The sequence below is a fragment of the Nocardia thraciensis genome, assembly GCF_054782435.1.
The window spans coordinates 122,545-135,936 of record NZ_BAAGSM010000026.1; the positions used below are offsets into that span (position 1 = coordinate 122,545).

Here is a 13,392-nt window from a genome sequence, read left to right on the forward strand (position 1 = left end):
TTGCCTGCCCCTCAGACAGCCGATTCTCCGGGTGCGACCACGCCGTGGTCAAACGCGTACACGATCGCCGCGGCCCGATCGCGTAATCCGAGCTTCCCGAAAATGTGCCCTACGTGGCTCTTTACGGTCACCTCCGAGATGCCGAGCTCACTCGCGATCTCGGTGTTGACCCGCCCCCGACCGATCAGGCGCAGCACCTCGAGCTCGCGGGCGGTCAGCTCGTCGAGGCGGTGGCGGGCGCGCGGCGGTTGCGGGCGCACCGATCGGTAGGCCGACAGCACCCGCCCGGTGACCGACGGGTCGAGCCAGGAGCCGCCCGCGGCGACCGTGCGCACCGCGCGGATGAGATCCTCGGCGGGGGAGTCCTTGAGCAGGAATCCGGCCGCGCCTGCCCGCAGCGCCCCCGACAGCAGCTGGTCGTCGTCGAAGGTGGTCAGCACCAGCACCGGCGGCGCGTCCTCGCGGGCGCGCAGCAGCCGGGTGGCGTCGATGCCGCCGACGCGCTTCATCCGCAGGTCCATCAGCACGATGTCGGGGCGGTGCGCCGCCACGGCCGAGGGCACCTCGTCCCCGTCGGCGCATTCGGCGACCTGGAATCCGTCGCGGCGGCGCAGGATTCGGCGCAGCCCGCCGCGCACCAGCTCCTGATCGTCGACGACGAGGACCGCGATGGCATCGGTGTCCGGGCCCGGCCCGATGTCGAATTCGGCCGTGTCGTCTGCCATGTTCGATCCCGAGATCACATGCCCTCCTGCAGTTTCCGAGTCATCGACGAGAAGGCATCGCGCACCGCCCGCAGCGGCACGTCCGCCCCGGTGGCCACGCATCCGCCCGTGGACTTGGCGGAGCCGATCGGGATGCGGGCGCGCACCTGCCAGACGTCGTCCTGCGGTCCGGCCGTCAGGGCGCCGCCGAGCAGCGTGGCGCGCTGCCGCATTCCGGAGATGCCCATGCCGCGCCCGCGGCGCGAGGAGGCGCCGCCGGGCAGGGTATTGGTGACCGCGGCGTTCACCTCCGCCTCGGCCACCTCGATGCGCAGCGTGACCTCGGCGCCGGGTGCGTGCTTGGCGACATTGGCCAGCGACTCCTGGCTGATCCGATACAGCGCCAGGCCCGTCGTCGCCGAGACCGCGGCGGTGTCGCCCGTGAGCCGGTAGTCGACCGGCAGGCCCGCGCGGACGAAATCCTCGGCCAGGTCCGCGATATCGTCGAGCCCCGGTTCCGGGCTGGTGCTCGCGGGCCGCTGGTCGAGCAGGCCCACCGTGCGGCGAATATCCGACATGGCCTGGCGGCCGAGCCGCTCGGCATCGGTGAGCGCGTCCACCGCCTCGTCGACGTCGCGGTCGGTCTGCAGCGAGTGCCGGGCCGCGGTCAGGTGCAGCAGGGTGATGCTGAGCGAATGCGCGATCACGTCGTGCACCTCGCGGGCGATACGGCGGCGCTCCTCGTCGGCGGCCTGCGCGGCGCGGATCTCCTGATTCTCCCGCTCCTGATAGAGGAAGCGGCGCTGGAACTGCAGCATGAGGCCGACCATCCAGCCGAGCACCACGCCGACCAGATACATCGGCAGGCCCGCGTCCGCGTTTCCCAAGGCGGCGAAGCCGAGCAGCTCCAATATCGCCAGCACGGTGACGGCGATACTGATCTTCTTCGGTGCGATGGCGGCGATCTCGCCCGCCATCACCGTCAGCACCAGCGGCGCGCAGTCGGGCGAGACCGGCTGGACCAGGAACAACGCCGCGGCGAGCATCGAAGATCCGGCGAGCAGTACCGGGTGCGGCTCCAGATCGAGCAGAAAGATGAGCGGATAGCTGAGCGCGATGATCGCCACCGCCACGAAGGGCAGCGTGGTCGCGAAGTAATCGCTCCGCAGCGCCGCCGCGGTGATCGCGGTGACGATCATCGCCGCATCGGCGGTGTAGACCACCGACGGCGGATAGTCATAGGACGAATCCTCGATCTTCCGCCGCACCGAGCCCACGGGGTCGCGCACGAACTCCCCGAATCGGGAGCGGACCCGGCCGGGCCACCCGCGTAGCGTCGCGGACTCCCTGATGCCCTGCTCGGTGGCGTCTGCCGCACCCATTCTGCAAGGCTAGCCGCCTGGTACGCGCCGCGGCATCGTGCTCGGAACGCAGGCGCCCTCCTACCATGGTAGGACCGCAAGTCTCGTCCCCGGCACGACGAAACCGGGCTCGGGTGGCCGTAGCGTGAATTCCACAGTGCCCGGCGGTGAGGACCCGGGCGCCCATACGGAAGGGATGGGAGCGATGACGTGGAAGGACCTGCACGCTCGGACCGACATCCTGCACGAGGTACTCGCCCGCGCGGCCGCCGATCCGGCCGGTCCGGGACTGTTCTACGGCCTGCCGGACTGTGACCGGCTCTTCGGCGGACCCGCCGGAGTGCTCGCCGCGCTGCAGTACCAGTGGGACAACCATCTGCGCGCAAAGCTGGACCAGGCCATGGTGGAGGGGAAATCGGCCGCCGAGGCCTATCTGGAACTGGCGGCCGAGCAGCCCGTGCTGCGGGCCGTGCTCGACGCCCAGGACGTCCGCCGCTGGCGTGCCGTCCGGGTGCTGGCCTCCTGAGCGCCGCGGCCGCCACCGACAGCATCGACGAGAGAGGGCGGGGACCGCCGTGTTGGAACTGACCGACGTCATCAAGGAATACCGGGTGGGGGAGCAGCGGGTGCGCGCCCTCGACGGCGTCAGCCTGCGCATCGAGGGTGGCGAATTCACCGCGATCATCGGCCCGTCCGGCTCCGGCAAGAGCACCCTGCTGCACATGCTCGGCGCGCTGGATTCCCCGGACTCCGGATCCATCACCTTCCAGGGTGAGGAGATCGGCTCGCTCGACGACGAGCGCCAGTCCGAATTCCGGCGGCACCGAGTGGGTTTCGTTTTCCAGTTCTTCAACCTGCTGCCGACGCTCTCGGCCTGGGAGAACGTGGCGATCCCGAAGCTGTTGGACGGCACCGGGTTACGCAAGGCCAAGCCGCGGGCGCTGGAGCTGTTGGATCTGGTCGGCCTCGGCGACCGCGCCGAACATCGCCCGGCCGAGCTGTCGGGCGGGCAGATGCAGCGGGTGGCGGTGGCGCGGGCGCTGATCATGGATCCCCCGCTGATCCTCGCCGACGAGCCCACGGGCAACCTGGATTCCAAGACCGGCGCGGCGATCCTGGAGCTGCTGGGTGAGATCTCCGGCTCCGGCAACTCGGTCGTCATGGTCACCCACGACATGGGGGCGGTGCAGTACAGCGACCGGGTGATCACGTTGCGCGACGGGCAGATCGGCTCGAACGACAAGGTGGAGCGCGGGCGCGCGAACGCCGCCGAGATCGCGGACAAGGCGGTGCGCGCGTGATCGGTGCGGGCTGGGACCGGTTGCGGCTGTTCAACATCGGGGAGCTGCTGATCCATCGCGGCCGCACCGCCATGTCGATGGCGGTGATGGCGGTCTCGGCGGCGCTGCTGGTGTCGGTGCTGAGCATCGCGGGTTCGGTGACGGGCTCGGTCGACAAGTTGACACACGCGCTGGGTGGCAAGGCCGCACTGGAGGTATCCGGGGTCACCGAGTCGGGCTTCGATCAGCAACTGCTGCAACAGATTCGCGCGGTACCGGGGGTGGAGGCGGCCGTGCCGATGCTGCGGACCCGGGTGGGCAACCCCGCCGACCGGACGCTGCTCGTCGGCGCGGACTCGAGCGTGACGTCGCTGGGCAGTGACCTGGACGCCCCCATGCGCGGCGAGGCGGCGAAGCTGCTGACGGTGCCCAACGGCGTGCTGGTGGGCGCGGCCATGGGACGGTCGGAGGGGGAGAAGTTCCGTCTGGGCTCGTCCGAGGTGACGGTCGCGGGGGTGATCGACGAGGCCGCCTCGAAGGATCTCAACGGCGGCCACATCGTGGTCGCGACGCTCCCGGTGGCACAGCAGCTGGTGAACCGCACCGGGATGCTGGACTCGATTCAGATCGTGCCCCGCCCGGATACCGATGTGGGCCAGCTACGTTCGGACGTCACCGCGGCCGTGGGCGGGCGCGCGGTGGTCGCCGATCCGAGCCTGCGTTCCGCCCAGGCGGGCGGCGCTATTCAGCTGGTGCGCTTCTCCACCACGATGGCATCGGCCGCCGCACTGATCGTTTCGGCCTTCCTCATCTACAACGCGATGAGTATGGCTGTGGCGCAACGCCGCCCGACGCTCTCACTGCTGCGCGCGATCGGCGGCAAACGCGGGCCCATGGTCCGCGATCTGATCGCGGAGGCCGCGATACTCGGCGTGGTCGGCGGCGCCATCGGGGCGGTGATCGGCATGTTCGCCGGGCGCACCGCGATCGACAAGATACCGTCGGCGATGATGGCGGCGGTGGAGACCCGCACCGAGTACATGGTGCCGTGGTACGCGGTCCCGACCGCGATCGCGGCCTGTGTGCTCGCCAGCGTCGCGGCCGCGGCGATCGCCGCCCGGCAGATCTACAAGGTCGAGCCGATCGAGGCGCTGGTTCCCGTGGGGGTGTCGAAGGCGGATGTGGTGCGGCCGCTGCTGCGCTGGCTCGCCTTGGCCAACGGCATCGCGATGATCGTGGCGGCGGTATTCATCGCCGAGGCGAAACTCGGCCGGTTGTCCCTGGCATCGATCTCGCTGTCGATCGCCGGGGCGGTGTCGCTGTGCTTCGCCGCGACGGGGCCGATCATCAAGTTGGCCGCGGGTATAGCGCGGCTGTTCGGAGCGCCGGGGGCGCTCGGCGCCACGACGATCGAGCGATCCCCGCGCCGGGTGTGGGCCACGGTCATGACCGTGATGATCGGCGTCACCGCGACCGTCGCGATGGGCGGCGCCTCCAGCAATCTGGTCGATTCGGCGACCGCGTCGTTCCAGGACCTCGGCGACCGGGACGCCTATATCAGTCCGTCCGCGCTGGCCGAATTCCCCACGGGGCCACTGCTTCCGGCCGACCTGAAGGATCGCGTCCGCGCGGTGCCGGGGGTGGCCAGCGTGGGCGCCGCGCAGATGGCGTTCGCCACCCTGGGCCGCGACCGGGTGATGCTGCAGGCCTACGAGGACGGGGTGCGAGGTTCCCTGATCGGAGGGCTGAGTCCCGCCACGCAGCAGAAGATGTCGACCGGCGAGGGCGTGGTGCTGTCGCGCGATGTGGCGAGTTCGCTGGGGGTGCGGGACGGTTCGCGGCTGGATATGCCCACTCCCACGGGCATCCACAAGGTCGAAGTGCTGCAGGTGATTCCGTACTTCTCGGCGATCTCCGGCATCGTTCTGATGAATATCGACATCCTGCGGCAGTGGTACGAACGGCCCGGGGAGACGATTCTCGGCCTGGACATCGTGCCCGGCGCGGACAAGGCGGCGGTGCTGGACGCGGTCCGCGCGGTCGCCGGACCGGACCTGGCGGTCGATACCGGGCAGGAGGCGGTGGCCGCGGTGGCCCAGGGCGTGCAACAGGGTACGTCGCTGTCGGCCTCCATCCTCTGGATCGTGGTGCTGGTGTCGACGGCCGCGCTGCTCAACACCCTGATGCTGTCGGTGCTGGAGCGCCGCCGAGAGATGGGGGTGCTGCGCGCCATGGGCACCAGCCGCCGCTTCATGCTCCGCACCGTGCTCACCGAGGCCGCGGGCATCGGATTGACCGGCGCCGCAATCGGTCTGGCCACCGGTGCCGCGGTCCAGTATCTCGCCAGCCTCGCCATGGGCCAGGCCATGACCATCGACGTGGTCTACGAGCCGAGCCCGATCCTGCTGGTGTACGGCGTCGCCGCGCTCTTCCTGGCCCTGCTGGGTTCCATCCCCCCGGCCTTCCGCGCGGCCCGCATGCCGATCGTCGACGCCATCGCCGCCGACTGATCGGGAGTAGGAGGGTCTCCGGCTCCGGGCGACTCGCGTCCTTTACATAGACTGTGGACCATGACTGCACCCACGGTGGACTTGATGGACTACGCCGATGTCGTCGACCGGTACGAGCCGGTGCTGGGCATGGAGGTCCACGTCGAACTGGGTACCGCGACGAAGATGTTCTGCGGGTGCCCCACGACGTTCGGCGCCCAGCCGAACACCCAGGTGTGTCCGGTATGCCTCGGCCTGCCCGGCTCGCTGCCGGTGGTGAACCAGCAGGCCGTCGAGGCCGCGGTCCGCATCGGCCTGGCGCTCAACTGCTCGATCACCCCGTGGGGCCGGTTCGCCCGCAAGAACTACTTCTACCCCGACCAGCCGAAGAACTACCAGATCAGCCAGTACGACGAGCCGATCGCGACCAACGGCCACCTGGAGGTCCCGCTCGACGACGGCACCACCTTCCGGGTCGAGATCGAGCGCGCGCACATGGAGGAGGACACCGGTAAGTCGGTGCACGTGGGCGGCGCCACCGGTCGCATCCACGGCGCCAGCCACTCGCTGCTGGACTACAACCGCGCGGGGGTGCCGCTGATCGAGATCGTCACCAAGCCGATCACCGGCGCCGGGGACCGCGCGCCCGAGGTGGCCCGCGCCTACGTCACCGCGCTGCGCGATCTGCTGAAGTCGCTGCATGTGTCCGATGTGAAGATGGAGCAGGGCTCGCTGCGCTGCGATGCCAACGTCTCGCTGATGCCCAAGGGCGCCAGCGAATTCGGCACCCGCACCGAGACCAAGAACGTGAACTCGCTGCGCAGCGTCGAGGTCGCGGTGCGCTACGAGATGCGTCGCCAGGCCGCGGTGCTCGCCGCGGGCGGCAGCATCGTCATGGAGACCCGCCACTTCCACGAGACCGACGGCACCACCTCGCCCGGCCGCCCCAAGGAGACCGCCGAGGACTACCGCTACTTCCCGGAGCCCGACCTGGAGCCGGTCGCTCCCGACACCGCCTGGGTCGACGAGCTGCGCGGCACGATACCCGAGTACCCGTGGCTGCGCCGCGCCCGCATCCAGTCCGACTGGGGCCTGTCCGACGAGGTCTTCCGCGACCTGATCAACGCCGACGCCCTCGACCTGATCATCGCGACGGTCGACGCGGGCGTCTCGGTCGACGCCGCCCGGTCCTGGTGGGTCAACTACCTGACGGAGAAGGCGAAGGACCGCGAGGTCTCCCTCGACGAGCTGCCGATCAGCCCGAAGCAGGTCGCCGAGGTGGTCGCGCTGGTGGACGCCAAGACCATCAACAGCAAGGTCGCCCGGCAGGTTGTCGACTTCGTGCTCGCGGGCGAGGGCGATCCGGGCCGGATCGTCGAGGCCAAGGGCCTGGGCATGGTCTCCGACGATTCGGCGCTGCAGACCGAGGTCGACAAGGCGCTGGCCGCCAACCCCGATATCGCCGACAAGATCCGCTCCGGCAAGGTGCAGGCCGCGGGCAAGATCGTCGGCGACGTCATGAAGGCCACCCGCGGCCAGGCCGACGCCGCCCGAGTCCGCGAGCTGGTCCTCGCCGCCTGCGGCGCGGCATAGGCCAGATAATTCCGGCCGAACGGCCGCCATCGTTCCCTAGTCGGGTCCGCCTCCGCCGCCGCCGGTCGGCGAGATCACGACCACGCGGTCGTCGGTCGGCGTGGGCTGGCCGCCGAACTTGTTGGAGGTGCTGGCCCAGATCAGGCCGTTCGGCCCCGGGGCGGCGTCGTTCAACCGGCCCCACTTGTCCTGGTACAGCAGGGCGGGCGCGGTGGTGATCGCGCGAGAGTCCTGCTCCACCTTGGCCATTGCCATGCCCTTCGCATCGGACATGGCGACGGCCACGAAGTCCCCGCCCGCGACGCAACCGGCCGCGCCCGGGTGATCGGGCCAGTTCCACGCCGTGGTCACCGTCCCGTCCGGCGTCAGGCGCTGCAGCCGGTCGGCGGCGGGGGTGCGGTCGGTGAACCAGATATCGCCCTGCGCGTCGGGGCAGACACCGCCCGCGGTGCCGATCCCGGAGGCCAGCACGTCCGGCGAGTTGTTGCCGGGGATCGGATTGTTGATCCGCAGCAGCTTGCCCGCCAGCGAACCCTGATCGGCCGCGGCGCCGGGGTTGCCGCCGTCGCCGGTCAGCACGACCATCTTGTCGGCCGCGACGAATTCGACCGAGCCGCGATTCCCGGTGTCGCTCTTGGGAATTCCGGTGACGATCGGCTTCGGGGTGCCGTCGGAGCCGATCCGGACCACGCGATTGTCGCTGCCGGTGGAGATGTAGGCGTAGAGCAGGCGGTCCTGGCTGTAGGTGGGCGACAGTGTGACGTCGAGCAGCCCGCCGTCGCCGGAGGCGTCCACGTCCACCTCCGCGATCTGCTTGAGGTAGTAGGGCCACGGGCCCGGGTCCTGGGTATCGATCAGGAAGATCTTGCCGGTGGCGCGCTCGCCGACCAGCCCGGTGGTGCCGTCGGGCAGGGCGACCACGCCCGTCGCCTCGTTCACGCAGCTGGCCACGACCGTCGGGTCCGGGTCCTCGCAGGGACCGGGCGGCCGCTTCTTCGTGGGCGGCGGCTGCGGTGTGGTCGGGTCGACGCCCTCGGGCCGGACGGTCGGCGCGGGGGTGAACGGGTCGTTCGCGGATTCGTCGAAGCGGGCGCAACCTGCCAACAGACCGGCGGCGAGGGTCAGGCCCAACACGACACGGCCGTATCGGATGCGGCCCGGACGGGACCCCTGACCATCATTCGTGCCGGTGACAACCACACTCATGGCTCAGACGTTACGGAAATACCTCCGCCTGCGCTCGCACCGGGGGTTGGCGCGGAGCGCGGGTGTCGTGGACACGCCGTTGTCGGACAGCGCTCGAGCTGATCACCCGTCATACTCTGAGCCCGTGACGGACAAGCCGAATGAGACCCCGGAGTCGAACGAGCCACCCGCGAAGCCTGCGAACGAGACGACAGAGCACGCGGCCACCAGCCCCTTCGACAATCCCACCGGCGAGTTCCCCCCGGTCCGGCCCGCGACGGGCAAGGATGTGCCGCGCACCGACGACGACCTGGGCCTGGATCCGGACGTCCCGCCCGCCGCAGCGGCCGCCGAGCCCGGCTCTCGCCCCGCCGAGTCGGAGGCGCCCACGTACGCTTTCGCCACCATCCCGCCGTCGACGACCGCCCCGACCGAAACCCTGCGCAAGCGGCGCGAATCCCGCCGAGGGACACAGGATCTGGGTCTGCTGATTCTGCGTCTGATCCTGGGCCTGACCTTCCTCTACCACGGCACGCAGAAGCTGGCGGGCTGGTTCCACGGCCCCGGCTTGGACGGCACCCGGCAGATGCTGGAGCAGGGCGGCTGGAAGCACATCGAGATGTCCACCGCCATGCTCACCGTCGCGGAGGTGGGCGGCGGCGCGCTGCTGGTGCTGGGCCTGGCCACGCCGCTGGCCGCGGGCGCGGTGCTGGCCGCGATCACCGACGCCCTGCTGTGGAAGGAGGGTATGGCGCCCGGCTTCCAGTACAAGATCGTCGAATTGGAAGCCATCCTCGCGGGCCTGGCCGCGGTGGTGATCCTCGTCGGCCCCGGCCGCCTGTCCTTCGACCGCAACCGCGGCTGGTCCTCCCGCCCCGCCTGGGGGTCGTTCCTGGTCCTGATCCTCGCCATCGCCGCGGCCATCGGCGGCTGGCTGGTCCTGCACGGCGGCAACCCCTTCGTCGGCATCATCGACTGAGCGTCGCGCCCCCGCACCCGCGGACGAGTTGCCACGCCAGGCCCCCTGCGTGGCACCACTTCATTCCCGGCATGCTTTTCGCCGGGATCCCTTACGGCACGCGGCGGACGGCGCCCTTGTCGGCGGACGTCGCGAGTGCGGCGTAGGCGCGCAGGGCGGTCGTCACCGGCCGGTCGCGGCCGATCGGCTGCCAAGGGCGTTCGGAGGCTTCCATTTTCGCGCGGCGCTCGGCGAGAACCTCGTCGGGGACCAGCAATTCGAGCGCGCGGGTGTGCACGTCGACGCGGATGCGGTCGCCGTTCTCGATCAGGCCGATGGTGCCGCCACTGGCCGCCTCGGGGGAGATGTGGCCGATCGACAGGCCGGAAGTGCCGCCGGAGAAGCGGCCGTCGGTGATCAGCGCGCACTGCTTGCCCAGCCCCAGACCCTTCAGGAACGAAGTGGGGTGCAGCATCTCCTGCATGCCGGGCCCGCCGGAGGGACCCTCGTAGCGGACCACGACCACATCGCCGGGTTGGATCTTCTTGCCGAGGATGGCCGACACGGCCTCCTCCTGGGATTCGACCACTACGGCCGGGCCCTCGAAGGTGAACAGGTCCTCATCGATGCCCGCGGTCTTGAGGATGGCGCCGTCGGGGGCGATATTGCCCTTGAGCACGCACAGCCCGCCCTCGACGGTATAGGCGTGCGCGAGGTCGCGGATGCAACCGCCCGCGGCGTCGGTATCCAGTGACGACCACCGGTTGCTCGTGGAGAACGGCTCGGTGGTGCGCACCCCGCCCGGCGCGGCGTGGAACAGCTCGATGGCCTCCTGGGAAGCCTTGCCGGAGCGGATGTCCCAGGCATCGAGCCACTCGTCGATGCCGCGCGTGTGGACCGTGGTGACGTCGGTCTCCAGCAGCCCCGCGCGGCGCAACTCGCCCAGGATGGCGGGGATGCCGCCGGCGCGGTGCACGTCCTCCATGTGGTAGTCGGAGTTGGGGGAGACCTTCGACAGACACGGCACGCGGCGGGAGATCTCGTCGATGGTGTCGAGGTCGAAGTCGATGTCGCCCTCCTGCGCGGCGGCGAGGGTGTGCAGCACGGTGTTGGTGGAGCCGCCCATGGCGACATCGAGGGCCATCGCATTGCGGAAGGCCTTCTCGTTCGCCACATTTCGCGGCAGCACCGAATCGTCGTGGTCGCGGTACCAGCGGGTGGCGATGTCGACGATGGTGGTGCCCGCCCGCTCGAACAGCGCGCGCCGGGCCGCGTGGGTGGCGAGGGTGGAGCCGTTGCCGGGCAGGGCCAGGCCCAGTGCCTCGGTGAGACAGTTCATCGAGTTGGCGGTGAACATGCCGGAACAGGAGCCGCAGGTCGGGCACGCGGAGCGTTCGACCTCGGACAGGCCCTCGTCGTCGACGGCGGACGAGGCGCTGGCGGAGATGGCGGTGATCAGGTCGGTCGGTGCCTGCGCGACGCCGCCGACCACCACGGCCTTACCGGCCTCCATCGGGCCGCCGGAGACGAATACGGCCGGGATGTTGAGCCGCATCGCGGCGTTCAGCATGCCGGGGGTGATCTTGTCGCAGTTGGAGATGCACACCAGCGCGTCGGCGGTGTGCGCGTTGGCCATGTACTCCACGGAGTCGGCGATGATCTCGCGGGACGGCAGCGAGTACAGCATGCCGCCGTGCCCCATGGCGATGCCGTCGTCGACCGCGATGGTGTGGAACTCGCGCGGCACCCCGCCCGCGGCCCGTACCGCATCCGCCACGATCTCGCCGACGTCCTTCAGGTGCACGTGTCCCGGCACGAACTGCGTGTAGGAGTTCGCGATGGCGACGATCGGCTTGCCGAAGTCGGAATCGGTGAGGCCGGTCGCGCGCCACAGGGCGCGAGCGCCCGCGGCATTGCGTCCGGCGGTGGTGGTGCGTGAACGAAGCGGTGGCATGGGTACGGGTCCTAGGTCGGTCGGTGAACTCGGGTCGCCCGGGGCTGGTCGGCGACGGTGCCGAGTATCTCGGCGGCTATTCAACGGTACTCCCGCGCGACGGGGGCGGATGCGCCGGTGGGCGCCTCGCCCGCGGATCCCGGGTGGATGTCGTCCGTGATCAGCTGCCGACCGGAGCCGATAGGCCGCGGCGGCGTGCGGTACCTGGGTCAGCGCTGGAACCCGCGACATTGTTCCCGCCGCGAGCCACCCGGTGCGCGCGGTCCTCGCCGACGAGCGGATCAGCAACCGGACCGAACTGGTGCACCACCACAATCCGATGTACGCCGGGATCGAGCTGTCCCCGGGCATCTCCGGGCGACATGGACCATGTCGACGGCCCCGCGCATGCCCGCGTGCGCCAACCGGTGGCCGACCGTGACCGTTCGCGGGCCGCTATGGCCGCCGATGATGGAAGCCCGGTGGCCGGCCGGTGATCACGGACTGGGTTGCGGGAGTTCGCAATCGCCCAGATGTGGGTTGACACCCATGTAGTTGAGCGGGCCCGAGACGATCGTCAGGACGATATTGCCGAAGGAGGCGCACGTGATCGGCCCACTGTCGAAGTAGTGCCGCTGCGCCGCGGCAACGAACCCGATGATCAGCCAGATGAGGACAAGTACGGTTCCTGTTTTGGTCTTCATGGCAGTCCTCGTACCTTCTCCGCCCCCGTCCGACCGGCGGCCACGCACCACGCGCCCACGCCCCTCGTAGCCGATGAGACGCCTCGCACACACCGTGCGCTGAGTCGATTGTCCCATCACACCGCTCCGCCCTCGTGATTTCACCAAATCCCCCGGCGTGGCTCGTTATACGGCGCGCCCTCGCCCCGACCCCCGTACCCCACACCCCCACGCGGACGGCAGACCACGCATTCCCGCACCCCGCGCACACTCCCGCACCCCCTACAAGCGTTGTAGCGGGTGCGAGAATTAACGCGGGGTGCGCGAACCGAGACTCTGCCGACCGGTAGGCGCGTGTTGCTTGTCGTCAGTCGCGTTCGGCGTCGGCCTTCGAATCGGGGCTGTCGACCTCCGGGGACGGGATGGTCTCGGCCGACGGTGTGGGCTGGTCGGCCTCGGTGTCGGCGTTCGAGGCCGGGGCGTCGGCGGCCGGGGACGAGTCTGACTCGTCCGCCAGGGGAGCGGTGTCGTCCTCGGGCTGGGTGAAGGGGTCGGGGATGCGGCCGTTCGATGCCTCGACCAGCGTGCGCAGGCGGTCGTAGCCGACCGCGGGCAGCGCCACCTCGGAGTCGTCGACCAGGTGCACCCGCACATACCCGCGCTTGGGGATGCGCAGGCCCTTGATCTGCGACCAGTCGATATGCCGGGAGCCGAACAGGGTCCGCAGATCCAGCCCGCGTTCGGACACGGTCGTGCGGGTGCGCTCGATCCACACGGCGACCGCGGCCGGGATCACGAACAGCACCCACAGCACCGCGGGCCACCCGAAGAACGGGAAGGCCACGCAGAACGCCAGCATGAGCACCCCGATATGACCGAGCCGGGGGATTCTGATCACACGACCCGTATCCGATCCCGCGTCGGCGGTATGGGACGATCGAGCAGGTGGCACGGATTGCTGCGACGATGACACACCCCCATCCTCGCATCACGGTGGACAGACAGCGGAAACCGCCCCGTCTCACATAATGGGACACCACACGTCAAGCAATTTGACTCATCGACTCTCGCGCGCATACCGTCGTGCACGTGAATCGAATCGAGCTTCTCGTAATCGGCCGGCGCGTCCAGCGCTGAGCCTGACAACGTCAAGCTCGCAGCTGCGACGCGCCACCCTCGATCAGCCATCGGCTGTCGGGGGCTTTT

At 69.9% G+C, this 13,392-nt stretch carries 11 protein-coding genes; 5 read left to right on the plus strand and 6 right to left on the minus strand.

Annotated elements, in window-relative coordinates:
* Positions 1–11 precede the first annotated feature (11 nt).
* Positions 12–725: a response regulator gene (locus ACYVLQ_RS16785; RefSeq protein WP_460698411.1), complete on the minus strand. Its 714-nt coding sequence runs from the start codon at positions 723–725 to the stop codon at positions 12–14.
* 14 nt (positions 726–739) lie between these two features.
* On the minus strand, positions 740–2,086 hold the full coding sequence (locus tag ACYVLQ_RS16790; RefSeq protein WP_460698412.1) for a sensor histidine kinase: 1,347 nt from the start codon (positions 2,084–2,086) through the stop codon (positions 740–742).
* 184 nt (positions 2,087–2,270) lie between these two features.
* On the opposite strand from ACYVLQ_RS16790, the gene ACYVLQ_RS16795 reads away from it, so the two are divergent.
* From ACYVLQ_RS16795 to gatB, 4 genes are read left to right on the plus strand one after another with little or no spacing between them, the layout of a single operon-like run.
* The gene (locus ACYVLQ_RS16795; RefSeq protein ID WP_460698413.1) at positions 2,271–2,591 is read left to right on the plus strand and encodes a hypothetical protein; all 321 of its coding nucleotides are present in this window, start codon (positions 2,271–2,273) and stop codon (positions 2,589–2,591) included.
* A 49-nt stretch (positions 2,592–2,640) separates the two neighbouring features.
* Entirely contained in the window at positions 2,641–3,366 is a 726-nt protein-coding gene (locus ACYVLQ_RS16800; RefSeq protein WP_460698414.1) for an ABC transporter ATP-binding protein, read from the plus strand.
* The gene (locus ACYVLQ_RS16805; RefSeq protein ID WP_460698415.1) at positions 3,363–5,855 is read left to right on the plus strand and encodes an FtsX-like permease family protein; all 2,493 of its coding nucleotides are present in this window, start codon (positions 3,363–3,365) and stop codon (positions 5,853–5,855) included. The genes ACYVLQ_RS16800 and ACYVLQ_RS16805 overlap by 4 nt, the downstream gene beginning before the upstream one ends.
* Positions 5,856–5,915: 60 nt before the next feature.
* Positions 5,916–7,427: an Asp-tRNA(Asn)/Glu-tRNA(Gln) amidotransferase subunit GatB gene (gene gatB / locus ACYVLQ_RS16810; protein WP_460698416.1), complete on the plus strand. Its 1,512-nt coding sequence runs from the start codon at positions 5,916–5,918 to the stop codon at positions 7,425–7,427.
* Positions 7,428–7,463: 36 nt separating this feature from the next.
* Here gatB and ACYVLQ_RS16815 read toward each other — a convergent pair whose 3' ends face one another.
* Positions 7,464–8,633: a PQQ-dependent sugar dehydrogenase gene (locus ACYVLQ_RS16815; protein ID WP_460698417.1), complete on the minus strand. Its 1,170-nt coding sequence runs from the start codon at positions 8,631–8,633 to the stop codon at positions 7,464–7,466.
* Positions 8,634–8,757: 124 nt separating this feature from the next.
* On the opposite strand from ACYVLQ_RS16815, the gene ACYVLQ_RS16820 reads away from it, so the two are divergent.
* Entirely contained in the window at positions 8,758–9,591 is an 834-nt protein-coding gene (locus tag ACYVLQ_RS16820) for a DoxX family protein (RefSeq protein ID WP_460698418.1), read from the plus strand.
* Positions 9,592–9,682: 91 nt separating this feature from the next.
* On the opposite strand, the gene ilvD is transcribed toward ACYVLQ_RS16820, so the two are convergent.
* From ilvD to ACYVLQ_RS16835, 3 genes are all read right to left on the minus strand, one after another.
* Entirely contained in the window at positions 9,683–11,524 is a 1,842-nt protein-coding gene (ilvD, locus tag ACYVLQ_RS16825; protein WP_460698419.1) for a dihydroxy-acid dehydratase, read from the minus strand.
* A gap of 476 nt (positions 11,525–12,000) precedes the next feature.
* Complete coding sequence (locus tag ACYVLQ_RS16830) at positions 12,001–12,207, minus strand: hypothetical protein (protein WP_460698420.1); 207 nt, start codon at positions 12,205–12,207, stop codon at positions 12,001–12,003.
* Positions 12,208–12,553: 346 nt separating this feature from the next.
* Positions 12,554–13,084, minus strand: a complete 531-nt coding sequence (locus ACYVLQ_RS16835; RefSeq protein ID WP_460698421.1) for a PH domain-containing protein — start codon at positions 13,082–13,084, stop codon at positions 12,554–12,556.
* Positions 13,085–13,392: the final 308 nt, after the last annotated feature.

Excerpts from the sequence above, each read along its gene's own strand:
- ACYVLQ_RS16815 (WP_460698417.1), bottom strand. The coding sequence starts at position 8,633 with ATGAGTGTGGTTGTCACCGGCACGAATGATGGTCAGGGGTCCCGTCCG.
- ACYVLQ_RS16785 (WP_460698411.1), bottom strand. The coding sequence starts at position 725 with ATGGCAGACGACACGGCCGAATTCGACATCGGGCCGGGCCCGGACACC.
- ilvD (WP_460698419.1), bottom strand. The coding sequence starts at position 11,524 with ATGCCACCGCTTCGTTCACGCACCACCACCGCCGGACGCAATGCCGCG.
- ACYVLQ_RS16795 (WP_460698413.1), top strand. The coding sequence starts at position 2,271 with ATGACGTGGAAGGACCTGCACGCTCGGACCGACATCCTGCACGAGGTA.
- ACYVLQ_RS16790 (WP_460698412.1), bottom strand. The coding sequence starts at position 2,086 with ATGGGTGCGGCAGACGCCACCGAGCAGGGCATCAGGGAGTCCGCGACG.
- gatB (WP_460698416.1), top strand. The coding sequence starts at position 5,916 with ATGACTGCACCCACGGTGGACTTGATGGACTACGCCGATGTCGTCGAC.
- ACYVLQ_RS16830 (WP_460698420.1), bottom strand. The coding sequence starts at position 12,207 with ATGAAGACCAAAACAGGAACCGTACTTGTCCTCATCTGGCTGATCATC.